This window comes from Nitrosopumilus sp., assembly GCF_025699125.1.
Lineage (GTDB): Archaea > Thermoproteota > Nitrososphaeria > Nitrososphaerales > Nitrosopumilaceae > Nitrosopumilus.
In genome coordinates this window covers 16,319-39,929 of the sequence record NZ_JAILWC010000003.1, presented here as the reverse complement: position 1 = coordinate 39,929, position 23,611 = coordinate 16,319, and the positions used below count along the sequence as shown (strand labels likewise).

The window sequence follows — 23,611 nt, the reverse complement described above, 5'->3', positions numbered from 1 at the left end:
ATCTACTCAATAAGCTTTAATGTTTTCTTAATCAAAACAGCTCTATTTCTAATTGTAACATCACTGACTCCAGATTCTACTGAAAATTTCTTTTGACTAATTTTCTCACCATTCATTATACATGCAAGATATAATGACGCAGCAGCTTGTGCTACAGGATGCTTTCCAGCGGTAATGTCTTCCTTCTCGCATCGCTTTAGTATATCAAATGCATCTCGTTTGGTTTTCTCCTTCAAATTCATATTGTTTGAAATTTTTGAGATAAATGATGAAGTGTCATATTGATTAAGATTCAATTCAAGCTTTTTGATTATGGTTCTTAAATCTCGGGAAAGTATTCTTCTTTCTACATTTCCAGCCTCGGCAACATCATCTAATGTTCTAGGAATGTTGTTTTCTCTACATGCTGCATACAATGAGGCAGAAATCAATGAAGCCATTGTTCTTCCCCTAGTTAATTTTGCATTAACTGCTTTTCTGTAAAGATAGGCAGCATTTTCTACAACATTATCTGGAATTCCTAATTTTGTTTTCATTCCGTGAAGTAATGTAAAGGCCTTGCTTAATGTAGCAGTCTTTCTTGATTTACTTCTCTGATCCCATGTTCGTAATCTATTGAATTCATATTTTGTTTTGTTGGATAATGCTTTTCCAGTAGAGTCTTTATTTGTACCAATTACAGTTGATAATCCCTTATCATTCATTGTTAGTGATGTTGCAGGACCTGTTCTTGCCAACTTCATAAAATCTTCCTGAGAGTAACCGTTATTTTCATATGATGCATCAGACATGTTTTCCACTAGAATAAGACCGCATCCCCCACAAACAATTTCTCCTCTTTCAGAATCTGTTATTGCAGGGTAGGTTTTGCAAGTATCTAGTTCACACTTGACATCATAATCGTTTGAATAATTTTTTAACACTACTAGTTAGTATTAGTGATTATCAAATAAAAACAAATACTTTCAGGTAATTTTGTATTAAGATCATAACATTGCAAACCAAAAATTCCTAGAATTTTCGCTTGATTTGGTTCTTAAGTATGATACAATACACAATGTAATAAATGTTAAAAATGAAAAATATTTTTTTAGAAAAAATCTATTTTTTTATTGATTCTAAAGAATGTCCACGGTTTGTAATCATTTGAGTAACTGCTTCAATTGTATAATCGATTCCATGCTCTTCTTCAAAATGATTTCTTAATTTTTCGATCAATCCTACGGTTTTCTCTCCATCTAGAATGAATTCACATTCAAAACCATAGTCATCGCATCTTAGTTTAAGGGTCATTTAGTCTGGAAAATAATTGAACCTATAAAAACCATAGACATGTATCTCTGAAAAAACAAAATTAGGTGTGAATTTACCCAAATCCTCCCAAATAGCACTAATAATGTCAAATAATTAGTATGGTGTAGATGAAAGGTTTAGAATTTGTTTTTCTTGCAGTTGGTTCAGTATTTGGAGCATTTCTAAGATACAAAATTACTGAATCTCCTTTACTTTTCAATACATTACCTGTCAATGTTTTGATAGTCAATGTTATTGGCGCATTTATCCTTGGTGCATTTGTAGTATTTTCAGAACAATGGAACCTTGATGGCAGATACTCTCTTTTTGCTGCAGTAGGGTTCTGTGGTTCACTTACTACAATGTCATCATTTGCACTTGATTCAAGCAATCTTCTTGAGAATAATCACTATGGGGCACTTGCAATCAATGTAATTGCAAATATTGGCTTATCAATTACAGCATTAATTGGGGGAAAATCCTTAATGAGTGCAATAATTAACAATTAATGCAAATGGTCTTCTCATATCAAGTAATCAAATTTCAAACAATATCTTTTGTTCAAGGAACTCATTGGTCACAATCAGTTGGAGAAAAGGGCATTCTTTACAAATCCCTCAAAGATCCATTCTCAAAAATTATAATTCAGTCAAGTAATGGTTCAAAAAAACTATACCATGTTCCAAAGGATAGAACAGTTGTTGTAACTAATGATATTGTTCATTTTTTAGGCGAACTTGCTTAATTATGTAAAAAACTTGTCTACTTGATCTCTGTACTTTATGGCAATCTTTCCAAAGTCTGTAAAATCTTCTGCAGTTGGATACTTCATTTTCATTGCAAATTGATTTACAAATACAGATAATGCACTTCCAATAATTAGACTGTAAACTCCATCTGCTACATTATTTGAATATGGAAATGCAACTTTGATAAATGGCAAATATGTCTCAGTCTGGGAAATCATTAACTTGATATGTTTTTCAACATATTCTTCAACATCTGCTGGAATTGCCATATTCTTACTTGTATTGATTTCTTATAAATAGAACTTTAATTCTTAGGCATGAAAAAATCTAAAATCTAGTTTTTTAAAATAATTGATCTTTCATTGATTTATCTTACAATTTGAGCAAGGTATTTTTCTTTTCCTTTTCTACTTCTAGGTAAGCATCGTAACTGGCTTTTACAGCATGGGCAAATAATTCCATCAATTTCTACAAATATTTCACAATAATTGCATCTTTTTTGTCCAGCAGCATATCTGCCAATCTGTAATGGTTTGAGAGCCTTGTATTTTTTACATTCACCTATACAATAAGCCATTAATGAAGACTAAAATTATCAAAAAGATAAAACGTTTGATTGCACTGCACTCACTTGTATGAAAAATTATAAAATAAAATTTATACCGCTATCTCTGTTTTTTATTATTGCTTGAATTAGACAAAAAAGTATTTGGAAATATTACTACAAAGGAAATTATTGGCTCTGATCCACCTGAAATTCCTAATACCAAAGACAATCTTGAGAAAGAACTTACAACTTTACTTTCCAAACTAGAATCATCCTCAAAGGAGAATCTTAAAAAATTATTAAAAGAGCAAAAAATTGCTGAAGATCACATTAACAGTAGACCTGGCGCTATGGCTTTGGCGCAAAACAAAATAAAACTATTCAATGTATATAATGAGAAATACATTCAAAAAATTAAAGAAAAATTAGAGTCTTAGAGTTTTTTCTTTTTTGGTCGTTTTTTACTAGAGTTCTGTTTTTTCCTAATTAGTAATGATATGATTGCACCTGCAGGAATTCCAATAATTGTTCCAAGACTCACATATGGAGCAATAAAAAAACTTCCAATCCAAATTCCACCATCTGTGGTTAATTCCATAAATGTTCTAGGTCGTAAAACCACTGAGACTGTTTGCGAATCTTCTTTGTCTAATCCTATATCATCTGTATATGTAACAATGATTTGAAATGGAAGCTTGTATTCTGTATTAACTTCTTTAACTGGTGTAATGATTTGAGATGTAACTGCTATAGGCATGTTTTTTTGAATTTTTGAGAATGTATGCAGTGTTTCTCCTCTAAATTCTATATCTTTTGGAGGAATAATCTTAATTCCAACATTTCTAATGTCAATGTCTTTTGATAACACTTCAATTTCTATTGGAAACTCGGCATTTGAAAAAATTGATTCAGGCATTTTTGTGTGAATTGTTACACTTGGGTCTTTCTTTATTATCAAAGGAATTGCAATATCATGAAAAAAAGGCGGTTTTGGTGTTTCATTATTTGCAACAAGAACATGAGAGTATTTCAAATTTAGATAATGTACTCCCAAACTTGCATCACTGGGAATTTGCAAACTGATATTTTCACCATATGATCCTCCTTGAGCAAGTTTTTCCAAAGTAATCCTATCTGATGGCTCTATGATTAATCCCGGTATCGCTGATAATGAAATTCCAAACGAAATATTTTCCTTATTTTCCCATCCGTTATTTTTAACCAAAATAGAAATGACACCTTCTCTACCTACTACTATCTCTTCAGGATATGTAATTTGAATATCCATCCCGCCTTCTAGATTCCGTGTAATAGTTTCTGCATAGATATTTGGAACCAAAACAAAGACTCCGATTACCAATGGAATTAACCAAAGAAACTTCATACTCTTACTTTAATTCAATAATGACTATTCAGTATTATTGTTAGCCTCATTTTTGGCATGAAATTTGACGAAAAAACTTGTTGATTCATAAATACCATGAAAAAGAGGATTCCTGAAATAATCATGGTAAGTAAAGGCAAGGATCTATGTCCACGATGTGCACAAGGAAAACTAGTTACTGATAATGAATCTGGAGAAATGTTTTGCTCAAAGTGCGGATTTGTAATTACTGAAAAACTACAAGAAGCCGGACCTGAATGGAGATCCTTTACACAAGATGAAGGAGGAAACAAGGCAAGAGCCGGTGCTCCAACATCCCTAACAATGCATGACATGGGTCTTGCAACAATAATTAATCCTATAAACAAAGATGCATCAGGTAGACCTCTAACAGCCTCTATGAAAAGTACTATTGAAAGACTCAGAACTTGGGATAGTAGAAGTCAAGTTCATGAACCAGTTGATAGAAATTTCCGACAGGCATTTAGCGAATTAAACAGACTAAAAGACAAACTAGCAATATCTGATGCAGTTATTGAAAAAGCAGCCTACATTTATAGAAAAGCACTAGAGAAAGGTCTAGTTCGAGGTCGCTCGATTTCAGCTTTGATGGCATCTGCTCTTTATGCTGCATGCAGAGATACTGAAACTCCAAGAAATCTCAAAGATGTAGAGCAAGCAGCAAACATCAAAAGAAAAGATATTGCAAGATGTTACAGATTGCTAGTCAAAGAGCTTGACTTGAAGATGCCAGTAACTGATTCAATTCAATGTGTTGCAAGAATTGCAAGCAGAATTGGAATTGCAGAGAAAACAAAAAGATATGCAACAAAGGTGCTAAAAATGGCTCAAGACAATGAAGTATCAGCTGGAAAAGATCCTATGGGGTTAGCAGCTGCCGCATTGTATCTATCTTGTGTAAAAAATGGTGAGGACAAGACTCAGCGTGATATTGCGGAAGCTGCAAATGTCACTGAAGTAACTATTAGAAATAGGTACAAAGGCCTCAAAGAATCATTAGATCTGTGATCTATTTTTGAGAATTTTCAGTTGGTTTAACAGAACCCCCTCCAACTGATTTATCTATATGATCATCAGTAAATATCCCTTCATCCGAATCTCCTTCAGTTGGTTTAACAAAACCACCTTCCACTGATTCGGGAGGGGGGATTTTCTTTGATTTTCCTAATCCAATTGTTGTAATTACCACTGATGATAAGATGATAAAGAAAACAAGCTGTGGATATGCTTCTGCATTTGATATTCCCATCGTAATTGGATATGTAGCGAGTACTGCAGCTGCCAATCCTCTTGGTATCATCGCATTTGTAACTGCCTTGTCTAATAACGAGAATTTCTTGGTTAGGGTTATTTTACCAACAAACATTCTTCCAAAATAAATTACAATTGTAATTAGAACACCAAAGATAAGATATTCTACTTGTCCAAAACTTGCCATCAATCCTACAAATACAAAAAAGAATGATCTTACCAAAAATGTAAGTTGGTTATGCGTTGGATCATCCATCTCAATTTTTGGTAGCTTAAATCTGAGTATTTTTGAAAGATGTCTTTTGTTTCCAATCATTAAACCAAATACTAATGCTGTCAAAGCTCCGGATTCTCCAAATGAATTTGCCAAGAAAAATAAAACAAACAAAACACCTAATGTTAGCATATATGCATGTTGAGCATTTCCAAGCTTTGTTGAAACATACATCCAAGGAATTCCTACACCAAACCCAAGCACCAAACCCACAACAACTGCTCTTCCAAGTGTTTCTTCTAATGTTTGCAGATCAAAATGTCCTGCAAGTACTGCTTCAAATAATATGAATGCAATAATTGTAGCTAAGATATCTGTTAGCGCAGATTCAAAACTTAACATAGACTTTGTCTCTTCGGAAATTTTGATATTTCTAACAAGGCCAAAAACAATAGCAGAGCTACTTCCACCAACAATTGAACCTAACAAAATACTTTCTAACCATAACCAGCCCAAGGCAAAATGAGCAGCAAATGTGATTATTGCAACAGATAAAATAAAACCTAAAATTGCTAATGTTACTGAGAAATGAGCAGTTCTTATAACATGTTTGATGTCTAGATTTAATCCTCCATCAAACATGATAATAATTAGTGCTAGTGCTGCAAAGTATGGAACGACTTGGATTACTGCTTCTGGTTGAATTAAACCAAATACTGGACCTATAATTACTCCGAGAATCATTAAAAATGCAACATCTGGAACTCCTGTTTTTTTAAAAAATGCCTCACCTGCAACTCCTAGAAAAATAACAACACCTGCTGCAAGTAAAATCACATGAGCTGAAGCAATTGGACCATCCTGAATAGATAATGCAGCTATAGAACTTTGTAGCTCTGTAATTTTAGTTAAAATCGAACTTGAATCAAAATTAAATAATGTTTCCAATACATCGATTTGTCCTCTAAACAACTGCAAGACAGACAAAATTATGAAACTCATTATATGTCTGAATCTAAATATTTCTAGAGGGAAATTAAATCAGATTTATTTGATAAATTTAGCTCCTTGATTGATTTTAGATACACATTAAATCAGCATTTATTGTACTTATCTTACTTGAGTGCTACAAATCAACTACGTGCTGATCATGATCAAGTTCGTCGTCTAGAGAAGATAGTTCTAAAATGTTCTGAAGAACTCTATAAAGGAAGAAAAATTCCATTTTCAGACCTAACAAAAATTACCATGATAATTTCAGAATTTATTGATTCTATCCATCACTCAAGAGAAGAAGATTCGTATTTTCCATGTGTTGCAAGCTATGGTTCTCTAAAAGAAGAAATTAGAAAATTTATGATAGAACATGAATTTGGAAGAAACATTGCTCGACAAATATTACATCATCTAAAAAGATGGAAAGAAGGGGAAGATGCACAAGAGCCTGTATCGAGATACTTGAGAACGTATGCCATTTTCTTAAATGATCATCTTAACAAAGAAAACAAATTTTTTGATGATGCAGAAGCAAATGTCTTATCTCAAGAAGAAGAAATTGAAATGTATGAACAATACAGATCAGTATTTGCTATAGTAAAAAAAGTAGATGAGATGATTGCAGAGATTGATTATTTAGAAAATCAACCGTGGGCAAATTAACGTAAGCTCTTTATGGGTTGTTTAGATATTTTTGTTTATGAAACCTTTTGTTCTTTGGATGACAGGTCTTCCTTGTTCAGGAAAGACCACCATCGTAAAAGACTTGCAAAAAGATATTCCAAATTTGGCAATGCTTGATGGAGATGAATTGAGAGAATGGTTCTCCCCAAAAGATTTTTCAAAGGCAGGCAGAGATGAACATAACAAAAAAGTTGCTCACCTGGCAAAACTTTTGTTAAATCATGGTGTTCCAAGTGTGGTATCACTAGTTTCTCCATATTCTGAAAACAGAAAAAATGCTAGAGAAATAATTAACGCTGGAAATCAATTTGCAGAAGTTTATGTGAAATGTTCACTTGCAAAATGTGAGGAAAGAGATGTCAAAGGTATGTATGCCAAGGCAAGAAAAGGAGAAATCAAAGGTTTTACCGGAATTGATGATCCTTATGAAGCCCCAGAAAAGGCAGATTTAGTAATTGATACAGAAAATGAACCTCTTTCAGATAGTGCAAACAAAGTAAAGGACTTTCTTAAAGAAAGAAACCTACTCTAATTTTTTAAATTCATCAATAATTTTATCATGAATTAGTCCATTTGTTACTAAAATTCCATTTTGATGATGAACTTCTTTGTTATTATACGTGATATCATTTCCTAACATATCTGTCATTTTTCCTCCAGCTTCAGAAATAATACAATAAGAAGCTGCGGAGTCCCACTCTTTCATTTTATTTGTAGTTGTAATATATGCCTCAGCTTCACCCGAGCTAATTTTTCCTACTTTTAATGAACTCCCTATACTTGTAAAATCTTCAATACCTAATTTTTTAATGAATGCTTTTTCTTTATCAGACAAATGATGTCTTGATCCAACAGTTCTACATTTCGAAAGATCTGCGACTTTTGTTACAGTAATTTTTTCCCATTCGCCATTTGAATATCTAAATGCCCCACTTCCTTTTTGTGCAACAAATATTGTTTTTTCTGTTGGCCAACCGATTATCCCAAGAATTGGTTTTTTATTTTTAATTAATCCAATCATAACAGTGAATTCGCCTGTTTTATCAATAAAATCAGAAGTTCCATCAAGTGGATCTACTATCCATATCGTATCTTTTGATAGTCTGCTAAGATCGTCCTTGTCTTCTTCAGATAAAATTGGATATTTTGTTTGTGCAAGAATTTCTTTAATGATATTATTACTTTTAATATCTGCCTCAGTAATTGGGGAGTCATCACTTTTTGTAAATGATTCAAAATTTCCTTGATAAATTTCCAAAATAGCTTTTCCAGCCTCTTCTACAGCCTTAATAGCAATTTCTAATTCAGGAATTTTATTAATTATTGGAATATCTTTCAATTGAAATTACCTAAGTTGTAAGTTCTGGTTTTAACGTCCATGCAACTCCTAGAACAATAAATGGTATTGACATAATTCCAATTATTCCAAGAATAGTGTTGAATTGAGATTCTGAAACTTCTGGATTATTCACTATCCATGGAAGAGGTAATGTAATTAGCACCCAAATAACTCCTAACAATATTATCAATTTAGCTTTTGATTTTTTATCTTTCATCATTTTTTGTTCTCTTGAGTCGTATTAAATTCATATGCATTCATTTTATCGATTCTCCTCCATCTACAGCAAGAATTGCTCCTGTAGTCCAAGATGCATCATCTGATGCAAAATACAAAACTGCCTTTCCTACTTCTTCCGGTTGGCCAATTCTGCCTATTGGATGTTCATTATCCATGAACTCTTTATCTTCTTGAGTTTTCAAAAATGGTTTTGTCATATCTGTATCAACTACTCCTGGACAAATACAATTTACTCGGATCTTATCTTTAGCATATTCTAATGCCCAGCACTTTGTCAGCAAAATCAATGCAGCTTTTGTTGCAGAATATGCATCCGCATTAAATCCTTGATATGCCTTCAATCCTGCATCAGATGAAATGTTAATTATTGAACCAGATGTCTTCTGTAGGTATGGAATTGCTTCCTTAGTAAATCTAAATTGTCCTGTAAGATTAACGTCCAAAATCTCATTCCATTCATCCTCATCAATCATATGCAGTTCCTTAATTTTTGGAAAAATTCCAGCATTATTTACAAGAATATCTATTTGACCAAACTTTGCAACTGTTTTACTTACTACATTTTTTACATCATTTTTGTTTTTGATATCTGCAGCTATTCCTAATGAATTTGGAATTTCAGATGATGCTTTTTCTAATCTTTCTTGATTTTTTGCTGTTAGAACTACTGTTGCACCATTTTCAGATAAAATTTTTGCAGTAGCAAGACCTATTCCACGACTTCCACCAGTAACTATCGCAACTTTACCAGATAATTTCAATAGTTTTTAATTGAAAAATCGTAATTTATACCTCCATTAACACATAATTAGGTATAATTTTTTTTAAAAAACTATCTATATTTTTATAATATTTCATATAAAATTTTAAATACTTAGAGTTTGTATATGTTATAATGTCAATAGATATAAATTCTATCGACTAAAACTGCGTAACCCCGCAGAACAAAAAAGGTAATCAGATATTTAACATCTGAGAAAGAGAGGAAATCTCTCAAAGTTCTGCAGTAAAGGGGTTTACGCCTCTTAATTTTGTAAGATATACACAGATACAGAACCCATAATTTTTCCATTTGGATTGATGATGATGGAAATTTCTTGTTTTTCAGAAATTTCCAGCATTTCTTTTCCAGTATATTTCCAGGTAAAATATTCAGAAATTCCTGTATGATGTGATGTGCTTTCAAGCTTAAAATCTTCGATAAAATTAAAACTCTCTCCATTTAATGAAATTGATAAAATTTCTGGACTGCTTCCATTTGGAACAAATCTAAATGAGTATTGACCTTCATCCAAAACAAATGAATCAGAATAAACTCCATTCGAATAAAGATTAGGATCTGCAAGAGTTACATGAAACACCGTATTTTCCTCCCTCTCAGGTTGATCTAATGAAAAATTTACAACAAAAATTACAATTAAAGCTACTATGGGAATCACAATAATTTTTTTATTCATTAAATCAAATCCAAAATCAATTATTAAAATACTTACTATAAAAGGAATTATGATTTTATTAATGACAGATTTAAGTCATTGATTTCAAATAATCTATCAAAAATATGAGCCTGATGACAAGATCCTATTTTTACTGTTTAGTTTAGCTAGTAAAATTTAATGTACTGTTAAGCATTATTTACTCTTGAGATTAAGTACATATTCTATTATTGAAATTATGCCTAATTTAACTAAAGATTGGTCAAAACAACCACAGCCTAGTATATCTGAAAAAATTAATGATACTATTAAGCCAAAAGGTGCATTAAAACCAAGAGTCCAAGAAGGTATTAAAAAATTACAAAATCAAATTAGAAAATTAGATTCAATGCTAACAAATTTACAAGAACGTGATGCAAAACTATTTCAAAGAATTGTAGATGCAACACAAAAACATGATACTCAGACTTCAAAAGTTTTAGGAAATGAATTAGCAGAGGTAAGAAAAGTTACAAAAATTTTAAGTAGTGCCAGAATAGCATTGGAACAAATTGAATTACGATTAACTACCTGTAGTGATCTTGGAGACACAGTTGTAGCAATCATGCCAACAATGGGGTTAATGAAAAATCTAAAATCATCACTAGGAAAAGTAATGCCAGGAGCTGAACAAGAAATTGGTCAAATGGCAGAAATGTTAGGTGGATTCATGACTGAAAGTTTCTCAGGTGATGCAGCATTTGGAATGGATGCAACCACTAATGCAGAATCTGAGAGTATACTAAAAGAGGCTGCAGCTGTTGCAGAAAGTTCAACTGGACAAATGTTCCCTTCAGTTCCTACAAGTACTAAAGAAGCAACTAGCACAAAATTCTATTGATTAAAATTTTTTTAATCAGTTAATGACTCTCTAGATTCTTTAATTCTCTTAACCCTATTACCTTCATCATCAATTACCTTATCCACACCTGAGAGTTTCTCTCTTAAAGTATTGATAATCGAACCTACCTCGTCTGCCTCATTTTCTACCTGCTGTCTCTTTTTTGTAAGCTCATGAATTCCCCTATTTTCCTCGTCTATGTATTCACTTACTTTTTGTAATTTTTCTTTAAGATTTTTGATGTCTACAGATTCTTCCTCAATGTCCTTTTCAAGTAAAGTTCTCTTGTCTTTAAGATTTTTAATCATTAAACCTACATAATCTATTGCCTCTTCTAATTTTGCACGTTTACCCATCAACTCTCCAATTCCAATCTCACTAGCAGATTCAATTGTTGAATCTGATTCTACAGATTCTTCTGGATTAACATTTTCTTTTACCATTTCTCCTCCTTCATTTTTGAATTTATCAAACATTTTATGATTTTCTTTTCAAAATGGGAATAAAAAGTTATTATGAATCTCAAAGCTGACCTTGTGAATGATTTTTATTCAATTAAAGAAAAAAACGGTGATTATTTCACCTATATTGAGTTTCTAAATTCTTGAATAAAACTATTAGATTCTTCTGAATTAATGCTTAATTCTCCAATCTGTAAAAGCTTGATATTTTGTTCTGTCTCAATATTTTTTAAACCTGAGATAAGAAAAGAAATAGCAAACTCATTTTCCTCACCGGTTTCTGTTATTTTTCCAGAAAATATTACTCTGTAACTGAGATCCTCATCTGAGGCTATTCCATGTATTACACCATGTGAATCATTAGATTTTCCACTTATTTCTAAGTCAAACTTTCTTTCTTCAAGATTTAATTCATTTTTCCCCGAAATCTTCCATAAATTGTCTCCAACTTTTGATGCTTTTCCATCAAAAAGTACAATTCCAGAGTGAAATGCCTTGTAATTTACATATACCCAACCAGATGTTTGATCTTTAATGGGCATTCTCTGTAAATCTTCTTCTGAAAGATTAGCAGGTAAAGCATAACGCTGCAGTTCTAACTTCCCGTCAACTACTTTTTCAGTTAGAATTGCCCAAAGTCTATCTTTTTTAATGGTTTTTGAAACTTTTACCTTTTCCTCTTGACTATCTTCTGATTCGGCAAATGAATAGTTTACAGATAATTGTGAAGCAAAAAGCATCAAAAGGATGATTATTCCTCTAATGGTTCTTTTTTGGATTTTTACCATTGAGTAATCATTACTAACATGATAGTTTAGGAACGGCTAGGAAACATCCTGTTCTTTATATACAAAATTTTAATAAAATTTCCAAAAATATCTTAAAACTAAATCATTTTTATCAAATCGTGTAAAACTAGAATTTTTTTAGAAAATCCAACTTGGATAATCATTTTTTCAGGCATGAGTTTTATCCTATTTTTCCTCCTCGCATCAAATTTTAATAAAAATCATCATTTTTTTCACTGGAATGAACGTTCCGCTTTGTGTTCCGCTATGAAGTTTCAGAATGTCCCTCATAAACTAAGTAGTTGTATACTATTGCATGTCAAAACAACAATACAGGTCCGAAATGGGCATAATGGGTGATATCTTAGACGTTACCGCCGATGGTGGTCGTAGTGGAATCATTGTATCTGCAATCTCTCGTAAAGCCAACCTATCTCACTATGCAGTACTAGACAAATGTGAGAAACTGGTAGAAGCCGGCTTAGTAGAATCCGTCAAAAATGATAGGAATAGGGTCTTTTTGATTACCGAAAAAGGACTTCAATTTTTCCAGGAATTTAAGAGGTTTCAGGGATTAGTAGAAAGCATGAATCTGAGGTATTGAATCCATTGAATCCAGAAATCGTACCAATTCATAGGAAAGAGTTTCTTCGAGAAGATGGAATGCTTTTTGTAAGGACTGAGGGTATCATCGAAACAATGGCAAAAGCACCTTTGATAATTGCTAGCTTTATCGTTGTTGCACTTGCGATGCCTATTCAGACCTCGTTCAGCTCTACTCGAACTCTTGATCTTATTCTTTATTCAGATGGTTCAGTACATGTATCAGCTAATTTGGATGTAGATCCATTAAATCCAGATTTTGAGATTAAATTATTTGGACCATCAATTGACAATTTTGTAGCGGTTAGCGAAAATGGTTTTTTATTATCTAGTGAAATTGTTGATGATAAAGTAACCATTGATACTTTTGGCTCATCTTCTATTACAATTGATTATGATATTCATGATTTAATTTCAAAAGAAGGAAGAGTATGGACTTTCTCTCTTGATTCACCAACTAATTACTCATTACTTATGCCTCAAAACTCGATTATTGTTGGTATGAATGCATTGCCATCAAACATGATCATAGTAAATGATCAAACACAATTAGAACTAAGTACCGGCTTGTCTGAAATTAATTATATTCTTGGAACTACAAATCCACCAGTAATAAGCCCACCAGTAACAAATCCAGAACAATTTAACGTTGATATTTTTACAATATCTATTATTGGTGTATCTATTGCAGCAGCTATAGTTGGAGGAATAATTTTAATTAAAAGAAAACAAACACAATCATTGTCCATTTTAGAAAACGAATCTCCTAAATCTGAAACAAATATTGACTCTCTTGATACTGAAACCATTTTCAATCTAAGGCCTGAAATGCGTGAAGATGATAAAGAAATTATTAAATTTATTTCTGAAAATGGTGGACAAGTTTTAGAAAGTGATTTGCGAAAAAAATTCCTTCAACCAAGAACAACAATGTGGAGAGCAGTAAAACGACTAGAAAGACAAGGAGTAATTGAAATTTCTAAAAAAGATTTACAAAATCTGGTTAAACTAAAGAAAGTATTGGAGGATGAAGAATGAATACGATAGTAACTTTTGGATTGTTGATTTTAGTAGCAAGTATGGCTCTCGGTGGAATAACAAATAATGTTTATGCTCAAGATGATCCATCAATTCTTTTAAAACTTGCAAAACGCGCACAAAACCAAATTCAAAACCAAATTTCTTCTGAATCCCCAGATGAAATAAAAAAATTATTTGAAGAAGGAATTCAAAATGTCAATTATCTAGAAAAAGCAATCAGAAATAACGACACTGTTTCAGCAAAGGAGCATTTTCTTTCAGCAATGAAAATATTCACTGAAATTTCTAGACATTTATCAACATCAGATGATGCTGCCACTAAAGAATCATCTAGAGATATTTCAGAAAAAACACCTACAAATTCTGCAAGATCAACTGCTAAAGATCCATCAAATGATATTCAGAGATTACAAGTTTATGTAAATAATCTAAAATCACTTGCTGAAAAATACAAAACTTCAATCGATTTTTCTGAACTAGATAAATTATTCGAATTATCTAGACAACAAATTAGTGATAATCAATTTTCATTGGCATCAGAAACACTTCAAAAAATTCAAGAAATTGTTGTAGAAATCAATAAAGAAATCCGTGAGGAAGCTGCAAAACAAGAATCTCAACGTGCTAAAGAATATGCTCAACAATATCTAGAGCAATTAGATAGACTAATTGAAAATGCCAAAAAGCAAGGTCTATCTGATGAAATTATAAATAAACTGGAAAATGCAAGAGAAAAACTCTCTTCTGCAGATAGTCCTGCAGATATTGTACAAGAAATCAGAAAAATTTTATCAATAAAAAAACAGTTTGAACTAACAAAAAATGATAGACTTGAATCTAGAGTCTTACAGATTGAAAAAACCATATCACAGTTATCTCAAATAGATAGAGTAGATCAAGATATTTTGGTTGATGCCAAAGAAACACTTCAAACCATTAAAAGATATTTGTATGATGGAGAATTTGATAATGCTAATCAATTATTGAGAGATTTAGCAAAACAATTAGAAGAAATTAAAAATTCTCTTTGATACTTATCATAAACTTCATATACATTTTCTAAACAGCATGAGCATGGCCTCAAAATCAATTACAGTTGGAGTAGGTATACCTATGATTATTGTTGGTGCTTTGATGGCTTGGTTGTGGGCCCCACTTGAAGGAGTTTTTCAAAATCAAGTAGAGCTAATTGGAAGTACTATTGGAATTTTGGGAGTAGTATTTTTCATCTCAGGATTATTTTATACAAAAGAACCTGTAATGCACTAGAAACTCATTGAATAAATAATGAAAAAAATTACAATTATTACTTGAAAGTAAGATTATTTGAGATATTCACATCAGTTGAAGGCGAAGGAATTCTTTATGGAACAAAGACTCTTTTTATTAGACTAGCCGGTTGTCCATTTACTTGTTTTTACTGTGACACTAAAGAATCTCTTCCACTTGATTCTGGAACGGAATATACTATTGAAGAAGCAAATAGATTAATTGATTCAAATCTTCAAAGACAAACTTACAAAGTAAATTTTACTGGCGGTGATCCTCTAATTCAACATCAAGCTGTAGCATTACTTGCAAAACATGTTCAAGATAAAAAAATTCCTACATATCTTGAATCATCATGTTTTGATATTGATAGATTCAACCATGTATTACCATTCATCGATATTGTAAAAATTGAATTTAAAACAAAAGATTCTGATTTTGTAGATTCTGATCATTATGAAAAATTGATTGATAATACAATGAAATGTCTTAAATCATCCATCGAAGCTAAAAAAACAACTTATATCAAAATTGTTGTTAGCTCTAAAACTAAGTTAGATGAATTCAAAGAATTAGTAAATCAAATTTTTAAGATTGTTTCTAAAGACGATATAGATGGATTTATCATCCAACCAACATATGGTATTTCTGAACCGTCATTGGATCTTTTATTAAATTTGTATGATATTGTGTATCCATATTATATGGATGTCAAGGTAGTTCCTCAATTACACAAATTCATAGGAGCCCCATAACGTTACCACTTGACTGAAAATCTAACTAGGTTCAAATACTAGAAAAATTCTGTGAAAATGTGCATGGATAAAGAACGTGTAAAAAAACTTGTAAGAGAATTAATTATTGAAATTGGGGAGGATCCTACACGTGAGGGATTACGGGAAACTCCAGATAGAATCGCAAGCATGTACAAAGAAATTTTTGAAGGATATGATTCTGATTCAGAACTATCTGTACAATTTTCAGAAGACTCTGATGTAGTAATAGCACGAGATATTCAATTTTATTCAATGTGTGAACATCACATGTTGCCCTTTTTTGGAAAAATTCACATTGCTTATTCTCCAAATGGAAGAGTTTTTGGAATCTCAAAACTTGTTAGATTGGTTGAAAAGTATTCAAAGAGACTACAAATTCAAGAGCGACTGACCAAAAATATTGCCGATGAATTATACTCTCAAGGTGTAAAAGGAGTTGTTGTTTTAGCTGATGCAGAACACCTTTGTATGAAAATGAGAGGTGTTAGAAACGATGCAACACTCTCCTCATCAGCATTTAGAGGAATTTATGAAAATAAAGAAGAAAAAGCAGGAATTATGACACTTATCAGAAAACGTACATCATACTCTTCCTTTTAGGCTATACTGAAAAATTAAATAATCATCATTTTTGATTATCCACATGGGAGCAAATCCATATGTTCACATTCCAAAAGAATCTTGGCCTAGTTGGACATGGTATGCAATTGAGTTTGGAATTGTTATCGCAATCTCTATGTTAGTATCTAGAGAAATTACTAACTCATTTGAGAATCTTACTCCTGAACTACAAAATTATGTTTTCATGGGAATTGTGGGATTGATATTTTTAGCATGGTATATTGGAATCAGAGGTTTTATTCTAAAAAAGAAAATTCTTCAAAACAAATACTAGAATTATTCTACATATTCTGTTTTATCTATGATGCCTGCTTTTTCAAATGCAGCTTTTCGATTATTACATGATTCACAAATCCCACAATGATATTTTTTATTTGAATAACAACTCCAAGTTTTAAAAATAGAATCTCCCAATACCTTCATTCCTGATTTTAACAAATCGCTTTTTGATAGACCCTTTCTATATGGTGACCAAATTTCTATATTTTTTCGTATTTTTGATTTAATTCCATCAATTTCTCCTTGATTAAATGCTGCTTCAAGTTTTTTTGCAAAAACAGGTCTACAATCGGGGTAGTGTATATCTCCAGTATGTGCACCGTATGCAACCAGCGAGGCATTAAGGGTAAATGCCCAAGCAGATGCTATTGATAAAAATACTGCATTTCTAATTGGAACTACTATTGAATATTCAAATTCACTTGGAATTTTCTTTTTTGAACTTGTCAAAACATTCGAATCACCATACAGTTCTTTCATAAAACCAATATCAATAATTTTATGCTGTTTTAATCCAAGTTTTTTTGCAAAAGATTTTGCTGCTGTTATTTCATTACTTGCCTTTTGTCCGTAAGAAAATGTAATTCCATATAATTCATATTTTGATTTTAAAAATGAAACTGCACAAACAGAGTCTACTCCTCCACTAAATACTATAACTGCTTTTTTCATACCCACAAATCATTTTCTTTTATCTACAGCACCTTTACTGGGTTTACAGATTATTGTTTGACATTCAATCTTTGCAGATGCAAATCCCTTAGACATTGCTAAACTAATCTTTTTTAAGTTTGCAGATTTCTGTGAAAATGCAATTATTGATGGACCTGCACCACTTATTGTTACTCCTAATGCGCCTGCTTTTAGAGCATTTTGCTTTACTTTAACATAACCTGGAATCATATGTTGTCTTGCTGGTTCAACTATTACATCCTTAATTGAATTTCCAATTAGTTCTGGATCTTTTTTCATAAACCCTGCAACAATCGCAGAAGCGTTAGATATATTCAAAACACTGTCTGTTAATTTCACTTTTTTTGGAATAACTCCTCTTGATACTTTGGTTTTCTTTTTTGGAACATCAAGTTTTGGAACTGCAACACACATTCGAAGATTAATTGGAGGATCTATCCTAATTACATCTAAAGGATTAGTTTTCACAATAACAAATCCTCCTAAAACAGATGCAGCGACATTATCATAATGAACAGTTCCTGCACTAGCTTTTTCACCAGAACCTGCAAATTCTACTAGAGTGTTTCCATCAAGTCCAAGTCCAAACAATCTATCAAATGCTACCGCAGCAGCCGCTGCTGATGCAGCACTACTACCCATTCCAAATCCAGCAGGAACTCCTTTTTTTATTTTAATTTCAATTCCTTTTTTTATTTTAAATTTTTTTTTCATATTTTTTATAACTAAACCGGCAGTATTATTTTCAGGATTTGTAGGAATATCATCTTGAGTAATTATTGTAATTCCACCTTTTGTTTTAGTCAGTGTAATTTCATCATAAAATGCATCTATCGCCAATCCAAAAACATCAAATCCTGGACCTAGATTTGCAGTTGATGATGGTGCTTTTATAGAAATTGATTCCATTAATCTTCCACCTCTTCACCCAAATTAAGAATTCTGCTTAACGCACCTTGGAGATTTACAAGACCTTCTCCTGTCACATTAGAAATTGGAATCAAACCTTGAGCAAACCCCCCTAGATTCAAACCTCGTAAAATATTAGTTGTCAATGAGTATGTATCACCATCTGCTTCTTTAGCAATTGCATTTTCTAACGTATTCAAATTTGTTGACCATTGTAATATTTCTTTTAATTTGTCTTGAATAAGATCTGTTTTAGTAACTACATTAATTGTAGATAAATTCAAACGTAATCTTATTGATGTTGCAAGAAGTGCAATTGAGACAAAATTAACTGGAGTAGTAACCAGAGCACCATCAAAGAGAAAAATATTTGTTTTTTCATCTGATGAAATATTTTCTACAAGAAAACGTCCACTGGAACGATATGCAAATAATTCAATTTGACCTGGCGTATCAACAATTAGATAATCCGGATTTATTCTATTTACTTCATTCTGAATATCATCAATTTTTGATGCAATCAAATCATTTGCCATTATCATGGCACCGTTTGGACCAAGATCATATTGATGCATTATGGATACAATATCTACATAATCTCTAACATCAACATCACAAGTATATGGCATATTTTCTACACCAGGATCTAAATTCAAAACTGCTACAAACGCTCCATTTTTTGTATAATAATCATATAATTTTGATGTAAGTAATGATTTTCCAGAACCAGCTGTGCCAGAAATAAAAATTGTTTTCAAACCTATCTGATTCTTTATTTGCTTATATTTCAAACTAACTTGATTATCTGAATTCTCTAAGAAATTCCAAATTGGTATCAAAAAAATTCATAATATTCCACTTTCTCTTTATCTAATTCTTTTTTTATTTTATTTGTGATTGAAAGTATATCTGAAAAAGAAAATTATCTAAAAGATTTAGTGTTGAAACTCCTTAGAGAAAGAAATCTCTCAAATTTTGATATGCTAGACTCATTATTTGCAGAACTAAAACAAGAACTTGAAAACCAACCCAAAAATATGAATTAAATCAATTTTTCATGCCTAATTTTTACCATGTATATTTTGATGACTAGGCATCTACTCAACTTTCATATTTGAATCCTCAAAAAAATTATCAAATGAACTGGAGACTTGTTGCTATTCCTGTTACCCTAATTCCTATCTTCATAATAGCTATTCAATTCGATATTCAATTAGATGATTTGTTGGCAATCGGAATATTTCCGTTTGTTGGTGCAATTATAGCAATGATGATCAAATTAGGTTTGCAGGGAGTCAAATTTGCATATATTGCGAGAAAATATCTTGGAAGCTTTGACTCATTTTTCAAATTAACTGGTGTAAGAATTGGAAGCGAATTCATCAAATTTACAACTCCTATGTTTGTTGGAGCAGAATTAGTTGTGATCTATTATTTACACAAGAAAGGAGTCAATCCAGCAAAAGCAGCATGGATTGCTATTATGGATATCGTAACTGAAGTATTTGCAGCAGGGTTGCTATCAATAATGGCAGGAATTATTGCTTTGTTAAATGGTGCATATGTAGTCGCAGCTGTTATTTTAGCCGTTAGCATTGTTATCACATCTTTATGGATGGTGATGTTCTTTCTTTCTTCTAAACATACATTTCAAGTTCCCAAAATATTAGAAAATTTGACAAAAAGATTCGGAAAAGAAAAAGGTGTCAAAGCCATTGAAAAAACAAACACTTGGATGGAAGAAGTATGTACTATGAGTAGAGAAAATCTAAAAACTCCTGAATCCAAAAAAATCTTTACAATCTCATTCTTGTTTTCACTTGCATCTTGGTCATTTTACGGAATTTCTTTTATGGTTATTGCAATGGGAACAGGATTTGTCATTTCTGCATTTGATTCTATAATGGCTGTAATGGGAGCAAACGCAATTGGAAATTTACCAATCACTATTGGTGGATCAGGACTTGCTGAATTTGGAATTGTTGCGTATCTAAACAATTTAGATCCCTTTGCATTTGAAATATCTGAGGGCATTGTTGGATGGAATTCCGTTATTGGCTGGAGAATTGCAACATACTATGTACCCATAGTAATTACTTGGCTACTTTTAGTAAAATTAGCCTTAAGTAAAATATCAAAATCTTGAATAAAGATTTCCTGTTTATATGGTAAAAATCTACTATAGAAACCACTTTATCTTCTAATGATTTTTTTTGATCTGTGAATTTCAAAAACAAAGTAGTTCTAATTACTGGCGCATCATCTGGAATCGGTAGAGAAACTGCAATAGAATTTGCAAAACTGGGCTCAAACATAATTTTAGTTGCAAGAAAAATCGATAAGCTTGAACAAGTTGCAAATGAATTGAAAAAATTTAATGTAACTACATTTGTTTGCCCGTGTGATGTTTCAAAAAAGGATCAGGTTAAAGAAATGTCAAAAATAGTTTTAGAAAAATTTGATTCTATTGATATTTTGATAAATAATGCTGGATTTGCAATATATGGTTCTGTTTCTAATCTCTCAATTGATGATATAGAATCACAGATGGAAACAAATTATTTTGGTATGGTTTATTGCATCAAAAACTTTCTTCCATCAATGTTAAAGAAAAAATCTGGTCACATAGTAAATATTGCATCCGTTGCAGCAAGTTTTGGTTTACCTGGAATAGCTTCATACTGTGCATCCAAATTTGCAATGTTAGGATTTTCAGAAGGTCTTAAACATGAATTAAAAAATACTGGAATAGGAATTACAGTTGTTAGTCCAATTATGGTCAGAACCAACTTTTTTGATCATTCTTCATTTGAAAAGATGCCAAAATATTCACCAACATCACTTGATGCTAAAACTGTTGCAAAAGCAATTCTCAAAGCCGCAAACTCTTCGCGATTAGAAATTGTGGTGCCCTCAGTTGTACGTGGCGCAATATGGATGAAAAGCACATTTCCTTTTTTTATTAATCCAATACTAGGAAAATCATTCAAAAAACAGTTAGATTATACAAAACAGAATTAAGTTTATTCTTCTAGATCATCATCTGCGGCTTCACTTGAGCCCACATCTAGCAATTCCAATGATTTTAATTCAAATTGATAAATTGCATTCATCTCTATTTCTTTTTCTTTTTCAAGATATTCTGAAACTTTTTTACTTAATGGAGCCTTATGTTGATCAAAAGTAAATTCATACACAACTCCTTTTTCCAAATCGTCAATTTTGATCTTTTTAGATAAATCCATTGTTACTATGTGTCTTCCATCTTCAACCGGATCGTATAATTGGACATCTATCTTATTATCTTCATTATACATTTCTAAAACATATCCTGTCTTTTTCATCTCTTGAGGCTTCTGAAATTTTGCATTTTGTATTTCGTCTGTAACCCAATCAGGAATATCGTCTTCTTTCTTTTTTACCATACTAAACTCACTCTAGCTTTCAGCTTTTTCTTTTTTACTTTTTGACCACCATTCTAGATAGTCATCATGTTTGTCATCACGTGTTCTTTCTCTTTGATTTAATTTGAATCTTATATCGGAAATTTCTTCTCTAGTTGCGTATAATCCACACCGTTTACAAATGAAATGTCTTCTGTTTTTTTCATCCATTTTCATTGGAATGTCAATTTCATCAAATAATTTGAATAAGGCGTCTCTACTCCTTTCTTCCTCAGGAATTTCTTCCTCATACTTTGCTTCTATTTTCTTTTTCTCTCGTGATGTACATTCTGGACAGTTAGGCACTGCTGATTTTGCTTAATTTTTTCCATAAAAGCGTTCCCACATCTTTACAGATCGATATTCATCTGACACGCGGATTTTTTCATCATCCCTTGCGGTCCGTTCGCCCATCGAAATCCCGCGTGCCAGATGAGCAAAATTCCAAAAATAATCTATTATCTCTTTTCTTCCAAAATTTCAGCGGCAATTTTTGCCGAATTTTCTGCTCCATTAGGAACAAATTTTTTTGAAAACTCGTCCAAATTTCCTTCAAATTCTTCATAATTATTCTTAATCTTGTATATTGCATCAATTACTTGAGTTGTTTTTGTAGCAAGTATTCCTAAATTCTTCTCTTGTGCCCATAAAATATTGTTTGTATGCTCATCATAAATTGGAATTCCAATTATTGGCTTTGATTTTCCTCCCATTATCTCACCCATTACTGTGTGTGAGCCATTAACTACAGCATATTTACACAAATTCAAAATTGTATCTTTCTCATGCTCTGAAAGAAAACCAATATCAATTTGAATCCAATCCACTTTTTTATCTAATGCTTCTGAAACTGAATATTTGTTACCGTTTTTTCCTATTACTGAATCAATATTTGGATCATTTCTTGCATGTGAAATAATCCTTTTTTCGTTTCTCATGTTATCTTGATGAAAAACTTTTTCATATCTCTGACCAGTTCCATCATTTGTAGATTTATTTCCTGTTCTCATCCAATATCCAAATTCATTATTTTCAACCAATTTCTCAAGATCTGTTTTTTCTTCATTTTTAATTTGTTTACCAGTAAAATGTCCTACATAGACAACTTTTTCTTTTACATCATCCGTTAAATTTAGATTATATTCACACATTGTATATGGTGGCGGTGAATCTGCAACAAGAATTTTTGTTGCTTTTGCAATTTGTTTTGCTACAAAAATTAATGATGGATAAAGATATGCTCTTGAATTGTATAATTTTGGTCTAAATTGATTTGTTATAAATAAACTTGGAATATTTCGATTTTTAGCTATAATGTTTGAACCCATATCCCCGTCATTGATTACCAAATCAAATCTTTCTTTATTGTACAGTTTTCTTTCCTCCTTCAAATAATTTGCAATCTGTCTTACTAATGGAGGATTTTTTGAAATTGGTAATAATAGGTTCATTAAAGACATTGTAACGCTTGGACCAAATTTTCCATCAATTGGAGTTGGCATTAAAATCTCATGAATTTTTTCTTTTTGTTCTGGAAATTTTTTTAATAATTTTTCATAAACATGATCCTTACTTGAAAAATGAACTTCAAATTCTTCTTTAATATGATCTCCTAATACTTCATTTAGCCTCATCATTCTAGAGTAATGACCACTTCCCCATGGATAGATGAATTCTCCTATTTTGAGCACAAT

General features: G+C 31.7%; 35 protein-coding genes. 17 read left to right on the top strand and 18 right to left on the bottom strand.

Going from position 1 to position 23,611, the window contains the following annotated elements:
- Positions 1-2 precede the first annotated feature (2 nt).
- Together K5783_RS07700 and K5783_RS07695 are read right to left on the bottom strand one after the other, a co-directional pair.
- Positions 3-923, bottom strand: coding sequence for a transcription initiation factor TFIIIB (locus tag K5783_RS07700; RefSeq protein WP_297473486.1), 921 nt, complete (start codon positions 921-923; stop codon positions 3-5).
- 178 nt (positions 924-1,101) lie between these two features.
- Complete coding sequence (locus K5783_RS07695) at positions 1,102-1,293, bottom strand: DUF1059 domain-containing protein (RefSeq protein ID WP_297473484.1); 192 nt, start codon at positions 1,291-1,293, stop codon at positions 1,102-1,104.
- Positions 1,294-1,421: 128 nt separating this feature from the next.
- On the opposite strand from K5783_RS07695, the gene crcB reads away from it, so the two are divergent.
- Together crcB and K5783_RS07685 are read left to right on the top strand one after the other, a co-directional pair.
- Complete coding sequence (crcB, locus tag K5783_RS07690; protein WP_297473482.1) at positions 1,422-1,802, top strand: fluoride efflux transporter CrcB; 381 nt, start codon at positions 1,422-1,424, stop codon at positions 1,800-1,802.
- A 5-nt stretch (positions 1,803-1,807) separates the two neighbouring features.
- Positions 1,808-2,038 (top strand): hypothetical protein, encoded by a 231-nt coding sequence (locus K5783_RS07685; RefSeq protein WP_297473481.1) that lies wholly within the window; start codon positions 1,808-1,810, stop codon positions 2,036-2,038.
- On the opposite strand, the gene K5783_RS07680 is transcribed toward K5783_RS07685, so the two are convergent.
- Both K5783_RS07680 and K5783_RS07675 read right to left on the bottom strand, forming a co-directional pair.
- Positions 2,039-2,311 carry a hypothetical protein gene (locus K5783_RS07680; RefSeq protein WP_109877597.1) on the bottom strand — a complete coding sequence of 91 codons (273 nt, stop codon included), beginning with the start codon at positions 2,309-2,311 and terminating at the stop codon, positions 2,039-2,041.
- A gap of 98 nt (positions 2,312-2,409) precedes the next feature.
- Positions 2,410-2,619, bottom strand: a complete 210-nt coding sequence (locus K5783_RS07675) for a hypothetical protein (protein ID WP_109877598.1) — start codon at positions 2,617-2,619, stop codon at positions 2,410-2,412.
- A gap of 107 nt (positions 2,620-2,726) precedes the next feature.
- Here K5783_RS07675 and K5783_RS07670 point away from each other — a divergent pair, with 107 nt between their 5' ends.
- Entirely contained in the window at positions 2,727-3,026 is a 300-nt protein-coding gene (locus K5783_RS07670) for a hypothetical protein (RefSeq protein WP_297473478.1), read from the top strand.
- Here K5783_RS07670 and K5783_RS07665 read toward each other — a convergent pair.
- On the bottom strand, positions 3,023-3,973 hold the full coding sequence (locus K5783_RS07665; protein ID WP_297473476.1) for a hypothetical protein: 951 nt from the start codon (positions 3,971-3,973) through the stop codon (positions 3,023-3,025). The two genes, K5783_RS07670 and K5783_RS07665, sit on opposite strands and share 4 nt — an antisense overlap.
- A gap of 123 nt (positions 3,974-4,096) precedes the next feature.
- Between K5783_RS07665 and K5783_RS07660 the strand changes: the two genes are divergently transcribed.
- Positions 4,097-5,002 carry a TFIIB-type zinc ribbon-containing protein gene (locus K5783_RS07660; protein ID WP_109877601.1) on the top strand — a complete coding sequence of 302 codons (906 nt, stop codon included), beginning with the start codon at positions 4,097-4,099 and terminating at the stop codon, positions 5,000-5,002.
- 1 nt (position 5,003) lies between these two features.
- Here the strand turns inward: K5783_RS07660 and K5783_RS07655 are convergent, their stop codons facing one another.
- The gene (locus tag K5783_RS07655) at positions 5,004-6,461 is read right to left on the bottom strand and encodes a cation:proton antiporter (RefSeq protein WP_366939176.1); all 1,458 of its coding nucleotides are present in this window, start codon (positions 6,459-6,461) and stop codon (positions 5,004-5,006) included.
- Between the two features lie 117 nt (positions 6,462-6,578).
- Between K5783_RS07655 and K5783_RS07650 the strand changes: the two genes are divergently transcribed.
- Positions 6,579-7,118, top strand: coding sequence for a hemerythrin domain-containing protein (locus tag K5783_RS07650; protein ID WP_297473473.1), 540 nt, complete (start codon positions 6,579-6,581; stop codon positions 7,116-7,118).
- 37 nt (positions 7,119-7,155) lie between these two features.
- Positions 7,156-7,671, top strand: a complete 516-nt coding sequence (gene cysC, locus K5783_RS07645; protein ID WP_109877603.1) for an adenylyl-sulfate kinase — start codon at positions 7,156-7,158, stop codon at positions 7,669-7,671.
- On the opposite strand, the gene K5783_RS07640 is transcribed toward cysC, so the two are convergent.
- The 4 genes from K5783_RS07640 to K5783_RS07625 form a co-directional block, all read right to left on the bottom strand.
- A complete protein-coding gene (locus K5783_RS07640; protein ID WP_297473471.1) occupies positions 7,663-8,478 on the bottom strand; it encodes a 3'(2'),5'-bisphosphate nucleotidase CysQ in 816 nt (271 codons plus the stop codon). The two genes, cysC and K5783_RS07640, sit on opposite strands and share 9 nt — an antisense overlap.
- A 10-nt stretch (positions 8,479-8,488) precedes the next feature.
- Complete coding sequence (locus K5783_RS07635; RefSeq protein ID WP_297473948.1) at positions 8,489-8,695, bottom strand: hypothetical protein; 207 nt, start codon at positions 8,693-8,695, stop codon at positions 8,489-8,491.
- A gap of 40 nt (positions 8,696-8,735) precedes the next feature.
- Complete coding sequence (locus K5783_RS07630; RefSeq protein ID WP_297473469.1) at positions 8,736-9,479, bottom strand: SDR family NAD(P)-dependent oxidoreductase; 744 nt, start codon at positions 9,477-9,479, stop codon at positions 8,736-8,738.
- A gap of 264 nt (positions 9,480-9,743) precedes the next feature.
- Positions 9,744-10,175 carry a hypothetical protein gene (locus K5783_RS07625; protein WP_297473468.1) on the bottom strand — a complete coding sequence of 144 codons (432 nt, stop codon included), beginning with the start codon at positions 10,173-10,175 and terminating at the stop codon, positions 9,744-9,746.
- A gap of 217 nt (positions 10,176-10,392) precedes the next feature.
- On the opposite strand from K5783_RS07625, the gene K5783_RS07620 reads away from it, so the two are divergent.
- Positions 10,393-11,034, top strand: coding sequence for a Snf7 family protein (locus tag K5783_RS07620; protein ID WP_297473946.1), 642 nt, complete (start codon positions 10,393-10,395; stop codon positions 11,032-11,034).
- A gap of 11 nt (positions 11,035-11,045) precedes the next feature.
- On the opposite strand, the gene K5783_RS07615 is transcribed toward K5783_RS07620, so the two are convergent.
- On the bottom strand, positions 11,046-11,510 hold the full coding sequence (locus K5783_RS07615; protein WP_297473467.1) for a transcriptional regulator: 465 nt from the start codon (positions 11,508-11,510) through the stop codon (positions 11,046-11,048).
- Between the two features lie 107 nt (positions 11,511-11,617).
- Complete coding sequence (locus tag K5783_RS07610; protein ID WP_297473466.1) at positions 11,618-12,283, bottom strand: hypothetical protein; 666 nt, start codon at positions 12,281-12,283, stop codon at positions 11,618-11,620.
- Positions 12,284-12,626: 343 nt separating this feature from the next.
- Here K5783_RS07610 and K5783_RS07605 point away from each other — a divergent pair, with 343 nt between their 5' ends.
- The 7 genes from K5783_RS07605 to K5783_RS07575 all read left to right on the top strand — a co-directional run bounded on the left by K5783_RS07605 (position 12,627) and on the right by K5783_RS07575 (position 16,867).
- Positions 12,627-12,887 carry a winged helix-turn-helix domain-containing protein gene (locus tag K5783_RS07605; protein ID WP_109877611.1) on the top strand — a complete coding sequence of 87 codons (261 nt, stop codon included), beginning with the start codon at positions 12,627-12,629 and terminating at the stop codon, positions 12,885-12,887.
- 5 nt (positions 12,888-12,892) lie between these two features.
- Positions 12,893-13,924 (top strand): MarR family transcriptional regulator, encoded by a 1,032-nt coding sequence (locus K5783_RS07600; protein WP_297473465.1) that lies wholly within the window; start codon positions 12,893-12,895, stop codon positions 13,922-13,924.
- Positions 13,921-14,958, top strand: coding sequence for a hypothetical protein (locus K5783_RS07595; protein WP_297473464.1), 1,038 nt, complete (start codon positions 13,921-13,923; stop codon positions 14,956-14,958). Before K5783_RS07600 ends, K5783_RS07595 begins: the two co-directional genes overlap by 4 nt.
- 43 nt (positions 14,959-15,001) lie before the next feature.
- On the top strand, positions 15,002-15,196 hold the full coding sequence (locus K5783_RS07590; protein ID WP_297473462.1) for a hypothetical protein: 195 nt from the start codon (positions 15,002-15,004) through the stop codon (positions 15,194-15,196).
- A gap of 41 nt (positions 15,197-15,237) precedes the next feature.
- A complete protein-coding gene (locus tag K5783_RS07585) occupies positions 15,238-15,951 on the top strand; it encodes a 7-carboxy-7-deazaguanine synthase QueE (protein ID WP_297473460.1) in 714 nt (237 codons plus the stop codon).
- A 63-nt stretch (positions 15,952-16,014) separates the two neighbouring features.
- The gene (folE, locus tag K5783_RS07580) at positions 16,015-16,572 is read left to right on the top strand and encodes a GTP cyclohydrolase I FolE (protein WP_109877615.1); all 558 of its coding nucleotides are present in this window, start codon (positions 16,015-16,017) and stop codon (positions 16,570-16,572) included.
- A 43-nt stretch (positions 16,573-16,615) separates the two neighbouring features.
- A complete protein-coding gene (locus tag K5783_RS07575; RefSeq protein WP_109877616.1) occupies positions 16,616-16,867 on the top strand; it encodes a hypothetical protein in 252 nt (83 codons plus the stop codon).
- Between the two features lie 2 nt (positions 16,868-16,869).
- Here K5783_RS07575 and K5783_RS07570 read toward each other — a convergent pair whose 3' ends face one another.
- The 3 genes from K5783_RS07570 to K5783_RS07560 are packed head-to-tail and all read right to left on the bottom strand — an operon-like array spanning position 16,870 to position 19,232.
- Entirely contained in the window at positions 16,870-17,544 is a 675-nt protein-coding gene (locus K5783_RS07570) for a 7-cyano-7-deazaguanine synthase (protein ID WP_297473458.1), read from the bottom strand.
- Positions 17,545-17,553: 9 nt separating this feature from the next.
- The gene (locus K5783_RS07565) at positions 17,554-18,474 is read right to left on the bottom strand and encodes a homoserine kinase (protein ID WP_297473456.1); all 921 of its coding nucleotides are present in this window, start codon (positions 18,472-18,474) and stop codon (positions 17,554-17,556) included.
- Positions 18,474-19,232, bottom strand: coding sequence for an ATP/GTP-binding protein (locus tag K5783_RS07560; RefSeq protein WP_297473455.1), 759 nt, complete (start codon positions 19,230-19,232; stop codon positions 18,474-18,476). Before K5783_RS07560 ends, K5783_RS07565 begins: the two co-directional genes overlap by 1 nt.
- A gap of 135 nt (positions 19,233-19,367) precedes the next feature.
- On the opposite strand from K5783_RS07560, the gene K5783_RS07555 reads away from it, so the two are divergent.
- The 3 genes from K5783_RS07555 (at position 19,368) to K5783_RS07545 (ending at position 21,495) form a co-directional block, all read left to right on the top strand.
- Positions 19,368-19,520, top strand: coding sequence for a hypothetical protein (locus K5783_RS07555; protein WP_297473454.1), 153 nt, complete (start codon positions 19,368-19,370; stop codon positions 19,518-19,520).
- 92 nt (positions 19,521-19,612) lie between these two features.
- Positions 19,613-20,620, top strand: a complete 1,008-nt coding sequence (locus tag K5783_RS07550) for a lysylphosphatidylglycerol synthase transmembrane domain-containing protein (protein ID WP_297473453.1) — start codon at positions 19,613-19,615, stop codon at positions 20,618-20,620.
- Between the two features lie 74 nt (positions 20,621-20,694).
- Positions 20,695-21,495, top strand: coding sequence for an SDR family NAD(P)-dependent oxidoreductase (locus K5783_RS07545; protein ID WP_297473451.1), 801 nt, complete (start codon positions 20,695-20,697; stop codon positions 21,493-21,495).
- Between the two features lie 2 nt (positions 21,496-21,497).
- Here K5783_RS07545 and K5783_RS07540 read toward each other — a convergent pair whose 3' ends face one another.
- From K5783_RS07540 to K5783_RS07530, 3 genes are all read right to left on the bottom strand, one after another.
- Positions 21,498-21,899 (bottom strand): hypothetical protein, encoded by a 402-nt coding sequence (locus K5783_RS07540; RefSeq protein WP_297473450.1) that lies wholly within the window; start codon positions 21,897-21,899, stop codon positions 21,498-21,500.
- Between the two features lie 12 nt (positions 21,900-21,911).
- Positions 21,912-22,223 carry a hypothetical protein gene (locus K5783_RS07535; protein WP_109877622.1) on the bottom strand — a complete coding sequence of 104 codons (312 nt, stop codon included), beginning with the start codon at positions 22,221-22,223 and terminating at the stop codon, positions 21,912-21,914.
- Positions 22,224-22,375: 152 nt separating this feature from the next.
- On the bottom strand, positions 22,376-23,608 hold the full coding sequence (locus K5783_RS07530; RefSeq protein WP_297473449.1) for a glycosyltransferase: 1,233 nt from the start codon (positions 23,606-23,608) through the stop codon (positions 22,376-22,378).
- Positions 23,609-23,611 lie beyond the last annotated feature (3 nt).

Bases quoted from the DNA above. Each gene is read 5' to 3' on its own strand.
- K5783_RS07590 (WP_297473462.1), top strand. From the start codon at position 15,002: ATGGCCTCAAAATCAATTACAGTTGGAGTAGGTATACCTATGATTATT.
- K5783_RS07605 (WP_109877611.1), top strand. From the start codon at position 12,627: ATGGGCATAATGGGTGATATCTTAGACGTTACCGCCGATGGTGGTCGT.
- K5783_RS07540 (WP_297473450.1), bottom strand. From the start codon at position 21,899: ATGGTAAAAAAGAAAGAAGACGATATTCCTGATTGGGTTACAGACGAA.
- crcB (WP_297473482.1), top strand. From the start codon at position 1,422: ATGAAAGGTTTAGAATTTGTTTTTCTTGCAGTTGGTTCAGTATTTGGA.
- cysC (WP_109877603.1), top strand. From the start codon at position 7,156: ATGAAACCTTTTGTTCTTTGGATGACAGGTCTTCCTTGTTCAGGAAAG.
- K5783_RS07665 (WP_297473476.1), bottom strand. From the start codon at position 3,973: ATGAAGTTTCTTTGGTTAATTCCATTGGTAATCGGAGTCTTTGTTTTG.
- K5783_RS07675 (WP_109877598.1), bottom strand. From the start codon at position 2,619: ATGGCTTATTGTATAGGTGAATGTAAAAAATACAAGGCTCTCAAACCA.
- K5783_RS07550 (WP_297473453.1), top strand. From the start codon at position 19,613: ATGAACTGGAGACTTGTTGCTATTCCTGTTACCCTAATTCCTATCTTC.
- K5783_RS07680 (WP_109877597.1), bottom strand. From the start codon at position 2,311: ATGGCAATTCCAGCAGATGTTGAAGAATATGTTGAAAAACATATCAAG.
- K5783_RS07695 (WP_297473484.1), bottom strand. From the start codon at position 1,293: ATGACCCTTAAACTAAGATGCGATGACTATGGTTTTGAATGTGAATTC.
- K5783_RS07575 (WP_109877616.1), top strand. From the start codon at position 16,616: ATGGGAGCAAATCCATATGTTCACATTCCAAAAGAATCTTGGCCTAGT.
- K5783_RS07685 (WP_297473481.1), top strand. From the start codon at position 1,808: ATGGTCTTCTCATATCAAGTAATCAAATTTCAAACAATATCTTTTGTT.
- K5783_RS07635 (WP_297473948.1), bottom strand. From the start codon at position 8,695: ATGAAAGATAAAAAATCAAAAGCTAAATTGATAATATTGTTAGGAGTT.
- K5783_RS07610 (WP_297473466.1), bottom strand. From the start codon at position 12,283: ATGGTAAAAATCCAAAAAAGAACCATTAGAGGAATAATCATCCTTTTG.
- K5783_RS07655 (WP_366939176.1), bottom strand. From the start codon at position 6,461: ATGAGTTTCATAATTTTGTCTGTCTTGCAGTTGTTTAGAGGACAAATC.
- K5783_RS07565 (WP_297473456.1), bottom strand. From the start codon at position 18,474: ATGGAATCAATTTCTATAAAAGCACCATCATCAACTGCAAATCTAGGT.
- K5783_RS07625 (WP_297473468.1), bottom strand. From the start codon at position 10,175: ATGAATAAAAAAATTATTGTGATTCCCATAGTAGCTTTAATTGTAATT.
- K5783_RS07620 (WP_297473946.1), top strand. From the start codon at position 10,393: ATGCCTAATTTAACTAAAGATTGGTCAAAACAACCACAGCCTAGTATA.
- K5783_RS07570 (WP_297473458.1), bottom strand. From the start codon at position 17,544: ATGAAAAAAGCAGTTATAGTATTTAGTGGAGGAGTAGACTCTGTTTGT.
- K5783_RS07615 (WP_297473467.1), bottom strand. From the start codon at position 11,510: ATGTTTGATAAATTCAAAAATGAAGGAGGAGAAATGGTAAAAGAAAAT.
- K5783_RS07595 (WP_297473464.1), top strand. From the start codon at position 13,921: ATGAATACGATAGTAACTTTTGGATTGTTGATTTTAGTAGCAAGTATG.
- K5783_RS07660 (WP_109877601.1), top strand. From the start codon at position 4,097: ATGGTAAGTAAAGGCAAGGATCTATGTCCACGATGTGCACAAGGAAAA.
- folE (WP_109877615.1), top strand. From the start codon at position 16,015: ATGGATAAAGAACGTGTAAAAAAACTTGTAAGAGAATTAATTATTGAA.